Origin of the sequence: Levilactobacillus hammesii DSM 16381 (assembly GCF_001434395.1) — a bacterium.
GTDB lineage: Bacteria > Bacillota > Bacilli > Lactobacillales > Lactobacillaceae > Levilactobacillus > Levilactobacillus hammesii.
The window spans coordinates 1-3,954 of record NZ_AZFS01000025.1; the positions used below are offsets into that span (position 1 = coordinate 1).

The following is a 3,954-nucleotide window of genomic DNA, read 5'->3' on the forward strand; positions in this document are numbered from 1 at the left end:
TTATTTTAGTTCTGATTGTTTCATTAGTTGTTGGTCGAACCAGTAAAAAGTAAGGGGGAATTTTATGGACGTCTTGAAAAGTGTATTTAAGTTTATGATTGCTTCTACGCTCATTGTAGGTGGTGTCCTCATCGGTGGCACCGTCTTGGCTGCTAAGAAAGTAGATGGCATTGGTGATACATTGCAACAAAAATTACATGGATAATTAGCCAAATTTATCTGTATTAGGCTTCTTAGAACGTAAATGATTGAGCAATTGAAGATCAGTTAATCAATATTTAAATTTGCAATCTACCTTATAAGTGTCATTCACACTATCTCTTGTAGGATCTCCTTATTAGACAAGCAAATTAAAATGTGGAATAATACTGTTGTAACAAATACATTATGGGAGGTTATATTATGAGTCTAGATGACAAAATTGATAGCACCAAAGATAAGGTAAGTGGAAAAGCTAAAGAAGTTGAAGGCAAGGTTACGAACGACAAGGCCCGCGAAGCTGAAGGTAAGGGTCAAGGTATTCTAGGTAAGGCTAAAGATAAACTGTCAGATGCCAAAGATGCTGTTAAAGATACGGTTGATAACGTAAAGGAAAAGTTAGATAAAGACGATAAATAAATTATCATTTTTAAGAAGACCAAAATCTGGTCTTCTTTTATTTTTTCACGCTTGTTACCTTGTTTTTTCTCCACACTGTAATACGCGGCTTATGTGGTCGCTGCGGCTTTTTACGTTACCACCGTCCATCTTTAAGCTGATGTTCTAAGTCACCCAAGCAACGTGTCTCTGTGCGACTGACAAGGCCAAATCTGCTATTTACCATCTGGCCCATGCCGGCCACCTCCAAATTTTGGGCAAAATAAAAACGCCACGCTATTTAGCACGACGTCTATTATCCTTACACCATCTTATCGAGCCGAGCACCCGCCTGTGCCCACTCCGGAAACTCATACCCGTATTTACTATGAATTAATCATGATATCGCCACCTCCTGACCATATGCAAAAAAAACAGTGATTAGCTGAACTTTTCGATAAATCTATTAAAAGTTTCCGTAGTCCCATTTGCAATTAGTACAACTAAAGCTTCATAGCTAATTTATCAAATTCTTGTATATCAATACCCGTTGCTCCAATTAAATCAAGAATAATCTCCTTTGCTAAGTCTTTACTATAGGAATTTAATTGTTCTGTGAAATCTGGCTCTTCACTTTCATACAGGCCATTGGATTGAAGTCAATATTTGAGACAGATTTTAAGAGACATTCAGAACCGCGTTTACCCTCCACAGCTCAAATAAATCATTAATCGTGATTAATAACTTATTTGAACCCTGGAAAGCATTAAATCAGGCGGCCATTTGGCTCGTAAGTGTTGCAATTTCAACTTGTAAGGGGGTCTGGTAGCCCAGTGAACTATGAATTCTCTTCCTATTGTAGAAAGCATGCACATATTCAAAAAGGACAGCAGCGGCAGTTTCATAATTCTCAAAGACCGGCACTGGATAAACACATTCCTTTTTGAGGGAAGCGTGAAAGGATTCCATTGGCGCATTATCATACGGACAACCCTTACGGCTGTATGAGTGGCGGATATGTAGCTCAGTTAAACGTTGATTGTAATCATCGCTGGTATACTGTGATCCTAAATCCGTATGGATAATCAGGTCCCCAGTAATGGTTCGATTTTTAACCGCGCTTTCAAGGGTCTTTAAGACTAAATCAGTATCCATCTTTTTTGAGAATGAATAGCCGATAATCCGTCGTGAGTGCAGGTCCATGATGGTTGATAAGTAACACCAGCCATTACGCTTCGTTTGAATATAGGTCATATCAGCGGTCCATTTTTGATTTAAACCAGTGGTCGAGAAATCCTGCTTAAGCAAGTTGGGACGCTGTTCAACCTTGGTTTTGGAAGCCGAAGCCGCTTTCCACTTATTGACGGTAACGGAGTGGATATCCAGTTCCTTCATGAGCCGGGAAATCCGTCGTGGACTGCACCGAAGCTGCAGTGGTTGAAGTTCCAGATTCAATTCATGGTGGATCTTCATAACACCGTATCGCTGCTTAAATTCCGCAAAGATCCGCAGAATCCGTTGTTTCAAGTCCGCATCTTCGGCCCGGCGTTTTGAAGGTTTGGGGGATCGATAACGATAATACTGAGCTCTGGAAACACCGAGGATTCGGCACATCTTGGTTACCTGGTGGTGATGGCTTTCTTGGTGAATGTAATCAAAGATATTGGTTACTTCTGCGCAAGGAAGCCCAGGGCTTTTTTTAGGATTTCGTTCTCCTCAGACAGCGAAGCCAGTCGCTTTTCCATCGCTTTGATTTCGTCTGGCGATTTACCGGATTGAGTTTTGGCTTGGCCCTGGATCCACTTATGAACGGTTGAATAGCCAATGCCATATTCTCTGGCCAGTTGGGCGGCTGATTCGCCTTGTTTATATAGGTTGATAATGTTTTGTTTGAATTCTTTGTCGTAACGAGTTGGCATGTAAAAATTCCTTCCTTTTGAGAGACGATTTATTCATTATACGCTCTCTTAAAAGTTGTCTCAGGAATCAGCTTACATCCATTAACTTGTCAGGGTTATTAATTTCCAAAATGTGCTTAAAATTTTCCCAAAGTTGATCAGTCGTTTGAATTTCGGGTAAATATTCCCATTGCTTGGTACCACCAATATTGACCAAATAATGGATAAGTTGATCTTCAAAATTTAATTCATTTGTTTCTACTGTCATTTTAGGATAACCTCCGATGAATGAGTTCCATTTATTTTCAATGACCTACTTTCTAATATCAACAAATGCTGTAATAGAACTAGAAAGGGGTAGCATCCTTTTCCTTAAGCAAGTATTGAACAATTGATCTTGCAACTTCACTTTGTTCCTTTTTTCCAACTTGACTTATATCAAATCCATTAAGAACTGTGTCTCTAATTATCATGGCTCCTTGATTGGCATATTCATTGAACAAAAGTTTTGCATCGTTAATTAACTCAGGGTCTTTAAAGTCAGCTTCCTTTTTAAAAAGTCTATCTCTAAAAGCTAAACCGTAGAGAACCCCTTGTTGTTTCTTGCTCAAGTACGATGGACGAAATTCTTTCCCTTGATAGTTTCGAGCACTTTCCTTTTTACCTGAACGAACACCAAGATACACAGCAATCATAAAAATATCTTGATTATGAAGTCCCAAGGAGTTTGCCAAGGCATTATAAACATCCTCATATTGGGTTGCCGTTTGAAACAATTGATTACCACTATTTAAAAAATCAATATCTGCCATTTGCGTTATACCTCCTCTTAATCTTCAAAAGTACTTTTTAGAATACTGGTTTGGCCATCCGAATCCTTTTGAAGCTTATATACATAACCAACCCCATTGCTTTTAATAAAACTGGTCTTCTCGCGACTGGTAAATTCTGTATCTGTTAATAACAGTACCCATTGGCTTGACAAGCCTGGGGTCTTTTGAACAATATGGTCGCGAATTTGACTATCAAGTCTTGCAAATGGTGTATCCACGAATAATGGAAAGTCGATTTCATCTCTACCTTTGGACGCCAGTTTGGCTAATGCAAAAATGAACGCAAGAGAGAGGACCTGACTTTGCCCCATAGAAATATCGTTTAATAAGTTGATGCCATTTTCACCAAGAATTTCCATTTCGTAGTTCTTTGAGATATTTACTTCTTTGATTAAGTTTTGATCTTGCTCAGTAATAAGTTGGTTGAACATGTATTTGACTTGCTGAGATAACTCTGATCTTGCCTCATCGTCATATTCTGAAACAATGGTCTGCAATTCTTTCAAAATTGAGATTGTCTTATCGGCAACGCTTCTCTGAATTGCCAACTCGCTTTGTTCATTAAGTTTGACTTCCCGATTTTTTTGATTTGGTAGATTGTAAAATTAATCCGAACGCTGTTCGGACAAAAAAGATCAGCTTCCTTT

General features: G+C 38.8%; 7 protein-coding genes. 2 read left to right on the forward strand and 5 right to left on the reverse strand.

Translation table 11 applies throughout. The annotated features are described in order from the left end of the window. Nucleotides 1-64 precede the first annotated feature (64 nt). Entirely contained in the window at nucleotides 65-205 is a 141-nt protein-coding gene (locus tag FD28_RS13330) for a hypothetical protein (RefSeq protein ID WP_003681696.1), read from the forward strand. A 197-nt stretch (nucleotides 206-402) separates the two neighbouring features. Continuing rightward, nucleotides 403-618, forward strand: coding sequence for a CsbD family protein (locus FD28_RS02040; RefSeq protein WP_003680381.1), 216 nt, complete (start codon nucleotides 403-405; stop codon nucleotides 616-618). A gap of 729 nt (nucleotides 619-1,347) precedes the next feature. Here FD28_RS02040 and FD28_RS02045 read toward each other — a convergent pair. The 5 genes from FD28_RS02045 to FD28_RS02065 all read right to left on the reverse strand — a co-directional run bounded on the left by FD28_RS02045 (nucleotide 1,348) and on the right by FD28_RS02065 (nucleotide 3,855). Beyond that, nucleotides 1,348-2,238 (reverse strand): IS3 family transposase, encoded by an 891-nt coding sequence (locus FD28_RS02045; RefSeq protein WP_338034524.1) that lies wholly within the window; start codon nucleotides 2,236-2,238, stop codon nucleotides 1,348-1,350. Between the two features lie 5 nt (nucleotides 2,239-2,243). Beyond that, entirely contained in the window at nucleotides 2,244-2,495 is a 252-nt protein-coding gene (locus tag FD28_RS02050; RefSeq protein ID WP_002816285.1) for an IS3 family transposase, read from the reverse strand. Nucleotides 2,496-2,562: 67 nt separating this feature from the next. Next, nucleotides 2,563-2,742 (reverse strand): PDDEXK family nuclease, encoded by a 180-nt coding sequence (locus FD28_RS02055; protein WP_057732104.1) that lies wholly within the window; start codon nucleotides 2,740-2,742, stop codon nucleotides 2,563-2,565. 79 nt (nucleotides 2,743-2,821) lie between these two features. Continuing rightward, nucleotides 2,822-3,286 (reverse strand): hypothetical protein, encoded by a 465-nt coding sequence (locus FD28_RS02060; RefSeq protein WP_016377101.1) that lies wholly within the window; start codon nucleotides 3,284-3,286, stop codon nucleotides 2,822-2,824. Nucleotides 3,287-3,303: 17 nt separating this feature from the next. Further along, nucleotides 3,304-3,855 (reverse strand): hypothetical protein, encoded by a 552-nt coding sequence (locus tag FD28_RS02065; protein ID WP_057732106.1) that lies wholly within the window; start codon nucleotides 3,853-3,855, stop codon nucleotides 3,304-3,306. Nucleotides 3,856-3,954: the final 99 nt, after the last annotated feature.

Coding starts and splice junctions, on each gene's coding strand:
- FD28_RS02055 (WP_057732104.1), bottom strand. CDS start 2,742: ATGACAGTAGAAACAAATGAATTAAATTTTGAAGATCAACTTATCCAT.
- FD28_RS02050 (WP_002816285.1), bottom strand. CDS start 2,495: ATGCCAACTCGTTACGACAAAGAATTCAAACAAAACATTATCAACCTA.
- FD28_RS13330 (WP_003681696.1), top strand. CDS start 65: ATGGACGTCTTGAAAAGTGTATTTAAGTTTATGATTGCTTCTACGCTC.
- FD28_RS02060 (WP_016377101.1), bottom strand. CDS start 3,286: ATGGCAGATATTGATTTTTTAAATAGTGGTAATCAATTGTTTCAAACG.
- FD28_RS02040 (WP_003680381.1), top strand. CDS start 403: ATGAGTCTAGATGACAAAATTGATAGCACCAAAGATAAGGTAAGTGGA.